This is a genomic window from Paenibacillus sp. OT2-17 (assembly GCF_009827695.1).
GTDB classification, from domain to species: Bacteria; Bacillota; Bacilli; order Paenibacillales; family Paenibacillaceae; genus Paenibacillus; species Paenibacillus polymyxa_B.
On the sequence record NZ_WUDQ01000370.1, the window covers coordinates 1 to 3,693 of the forward strand.

General features: G+C 44.0%; 2 protein-coding genes. One reads left to right on the plus strand and one right to left on the minus strand.

Annotated elements, in window-relative coordinates; translation table 11 throughout:
* Nucleotides 1–58: 58 nt before the first annotated feature.
* Nucleotides 59–601, minus strand: a complete 543-nt coding sequence (locus GRP75_RS21380; RefSeq protein ID WP_160790302.1) for a 1,2-dihydroxy-3-keto-5-methylthiopentene dioxygenase — start codon at nt 599–601, stop codon at nt 59–61.
* A 279-nt stretch (nt 602–880) separates the two neighbouring features.
* Here GRP75_RS21380 and metH point away from each other — a divergent pair.
* A partial coding sequence (gene metH, locus GRP75_RS21385; protein ID WP_160790303.1) for a methionine synthase occupies nt 881–3,693 on the plus strand: 2,813 nt, incomplete at its 3' end.

Below are 3,693 nucleotides of genomic sequence, written 5' to 3' on the forward strand. Positions count from 1 at the left end.
TTCGCTATTGTTACAGAGCAGAGGGAGTTTTTTTATTCACATAAGGATAAATTCGTAATTATGCTTTAATGAAGGTTGGATCTTCATACGGTTCGGCAATCCAGCCATTTTCTTCGATGAACAAGCGGATTGCGACGATCTTTTGATTCTCCATTAAAGTGAAGAAGTGAGGTATATCTTCAGGTACGGAGATAACGTCCCCCGGTGAAAGCTCTACGTTAAAATAGCCGATCTCTTCTGGGCCTTTAATGATGAAGATGCCTTTACCAGCGACAATGGCACGAATTTCATCCTCGGTGTGGGTGTGAATTTGCTCAAACTTGGCCAGCAGCTCGTTCAAATTCGGCGTTGCTTCAGATAAAGTGATAACGTCCCATATTTTATATCCGCGACGTGCGGCTAAATCCTTGATTTCGGGTTCAAATGTTTTGAGAACAGCGGCCTTTTGATCATCTGTTAAGGTAAAGTTTTCTTGCAGCTCCCCGGACAATTTGGAAGCATCCCAATGTTCATACAATATCTCATGACTCTCCAGAAATTCACGTACTTGTTCTTCACCGCTAATTCGTTCATTGGTATTACGTATTAAGATTTCGGCCATATATATACCCTCTTTTCCACTTGGATTAATGTTGTATAAAGAATACCATGTCTTGAAACGTTGTACAATACAGGATTTCAACATTTTATAATGCAAATGACCATAGCTAAAGGATGCAGGGTTAAGTACGCTCTATAATGCTACAAACTATAAAAATGGATAAGAGAAGTCATTTTTACAAAGAACAACCTGTATAAAACGTATGTTTTTACTTCAATCTATCTAAATGATACGGTTTCTGCTAAACTAGGATTTAACGTTTTGCGGGGGTGAAGAAATTTGGATAAAGTTAGCTTGCAGGATGCATTACAACGAAGAATACTCCTTCTTGATGGGGCCATGGGCACCATGATTCAACAGGAAGACCTTTCCCCCGATGATTTTGGTGGGGAAGAGCTGGAGGGCTGTAATGAAATGCTGGTCTTAACGAGACCGGATGTCATTCAAGGGATTCATGAAGCATACTTGAAGGCCGGAGCAGATCTAATTGAAACGAATACATTTGGAGCAACATCCGTCGTTTTGGCGGATTACGATATACCAGAACGTGCCCGTGAAATTAATCTGGTGGCGGCCAAACTGGCGCGTAACGCGGTGGATAAATACAGCACTGCGGACAAGCCTCGTTTTGTAGTAGGAGCTATGGGCCCAACCACGAAAACCTTGTCTGTCACAGGTGGGGTTACATTTGCTGAACTGATTGAAAGCTATCAAGAGCAGGCCTTGGCGCTTATTGAAGGCGGGGTCGATGTACTGCTATTGGAGACCTCACAGGATACGCTTAACGTCAAAGCTGGAAGCATCGGAATTCGGCAAGCTTTTGAGCAGACAGGTATCGAGCTTCCGCTAATGATTTCAGGCACTATTGAGCCTATGGGAACGACGTTGGCCGGACAAAATATCGAATCCTTTTGCATATCACTGGAACACTTGCACCCAATTTCGATTGGATTGAATTGTGCTACAGGTCCAGAGTTTATGCGTGATCATATTCGCTCTCTGTCTGAAATGTCCTCTGCAGCTATTAGCTGTTATCCAAATGCGGGCTTGCCCGATGAAAATGGCCAATACCATGAATCGCCTGATTCTTTAGCACGTAAAATGGCTGCTTTTGCTGAAAAAGGCTGGTTGAATATTGCTGGGGGTTGTTGTGGTACCACGCCTGAGCATATTCGAGTTATGAGTGAAAGTATGGCGCAGTTTGAGCCGCGTCCGCTGGTAGGTCATCATCCTCCTGCCGTATCGGGCATTGAGCCTGTATATATTGAACAGGACAATCGTCCGTATATGGTTGGTGAGCGAACGAATGTTCTGGGCTCCCGCAAATTCAAGCGTTTGATCGTGGAAGGCAAGTATGAAGAGGCATCTGAAATTGCCCGTGCTCAGGTAAAAAGCGGAGCGCATGTCATTGATATTTGTGTGCAGGACCCGGATCGCGATGAAATGACGGATATGGAAGCATTTTTGAAACTGGTTGTAAACAAGGTAAAGGTACCTTTAGTGATTGATACCACGGATATTAAAGTCATTGATAAAGCACTTCAATATTCGCAAGGCAAGGCAATAATTAACTCCATTAATTTGGAGGATGGTGAAGAGAAATTTGAGAAAATGGCTCCTCTTATTCATAAGTACGGCGCCGCTGTTGTTGTTGGAACAATTGATGAACGCGGACAGGCTATTTCACGTGAGGATAAGCTTGAGGTAGCTAAACGTTCTTATGATCTGTTGGTGAACCGTTACGGTTTGGCAGCGGAGGATCTAATTTTTGATACGCTCGTATTCCCAGTAGGAACAGGTGATGAGCAATATATCGGTTCAGCTAAGGAAACCATTGAGGGCATTCGCATTATTAAAGAAGCGCTTCCCGGGGTGCATACCATCCTGGGCATCAGTAACGTATCTTTTGGTTTGCCGGAAGCGGGTCGTGAAGTGCTCAATTCCGTCTATTTATATGAATGCACCAAAGCAGGTCTGGACTATGCGATTGTAAACACTGAGAAGCTTGAACGTTATGCATCCATTCCAGAGCATGAGCGGAAACTTGCGGAAGACTTGATCTATAAAACAAATGACGATACTTTATCCGCTTTTGTAGCAGCTTTCCGTAACAAGAAAGTGGAGAAAAAAGAAAAGATATCAAACCTTTCGCTCGAAGAACGACTGGCTTCCTATGTAGTCGAGGGAAGTAAGGAGGGACTCATTCCGGATCTGGAGCAAGCGCTCGTGAAATATTCTTCGCTGGAGATTATTAACGGCCCGCTGATGAAGGGGATGGAGGAAGTAGGACGACTGTTTAACAATAACGAACTGATTGTTGCGGAGGTGCTGCAAAGCGCTGAAGTGATGAAGGCGTCCGTAGCCTATTTAGAGCCATTCATGGAGAAGAATGAATCCTCAGTAAAAGGTAAGATTTTGTTGGCTACAGTCAAAGGTGATGTGCATGACATTGGTAAGAATCTGGTGGAGATTATTCTATCCAACAATGGTTACCATATCGTGAATCTGGGTATAAAAGTACCACCAGAACGCATTATTGAGGCTTACCGTGAAGAAAAGGCCGATATGATTGGCTTATCCGGACTGCTTGTTAAATCGGCACAACAAATGGTGCTGACCGCACAGGATTTGAAAAATGCGAATATTGATATTCCAATAATGGTTGGTGGAGCTGCTTTAACACGTAAGTTCACTAAAAATCGTATCCGTCCTGAGTATGATGGTTTGGTTGCCTATGCAAAGGATGCTATGGATGGGCTGGATATAGCCAACAAGCTTATGAATCCTGAGTCCCGCAAAAAAATGGCTGAGGACATGGAGGCTGAGCGGGAGGCTGAAGCGGCAATAGTCGTGGAAGCCAAGCCGCTCCCTAAGCTCACTCGAGCTGTGCGCTCTAACATTGCTCAGGATCTGCCCGTCTATATTCCACCAGATACGGATCGTCATGTACTTCGTAATTATCCACTGAATTATATTTTGCCTTATGTGAATATGCAGATGCTAATGGGGCATCATCTTGGTTTAAAAGGCAATGTTGAGCAGCTGCTGGCTTCGGAAGATCCGAAAGCGATTCAGTTGAAGGAAACCGTGGA